This is a genomic window from Secundilactobacillus silagincola (assembly GCF_002583405.1).
Lineage (GTDB): Bacteria > Bacillota > Bacilli > Lactobacillales > Lactobacillaceae > Secundilactobacillus > Secundilactobacillus silagincola.
On record NZ_BCMJ01000071.1, the window covers coordinates 1 to 233 of the forward strand.

Consider the following 233-nt stretch of genomic DNA (forward strand, 5'->3'; position numbering starts at 1 on the left):
GATTAGTAATGGTACCAAGGTTTATGACGGTACCACGAACGTGGATACCGCGCAGTTTAAGGTGACTGGTCCAGAGGGTGTGACCGTTCCAACTTTGACGGCTGACGATTTTGATTTAAGCGGGATCACGAGTGCCAATGTTGGTAGCAACTATGCAGTAACGCTGAACCAAGCTGGGATTGAAGCACTGCAAGGTGCAAATAAGAACTACACAATTACGAGCAGTAATGTGG

The 233-nt window shown here is 47.2% G+C and carries 1 protein-coding gene; it reads left to right on the top strand.

Annotated features, from left to right (window positions below; all coding sequences use genetic code 11):
• Window positions 1–233: MBG domain-containing protein (locus CES82_RS12630; RefSeq protein WP_180245756.1), on the top strand; the 233-nt coding region annotated here is incomplete at both ends.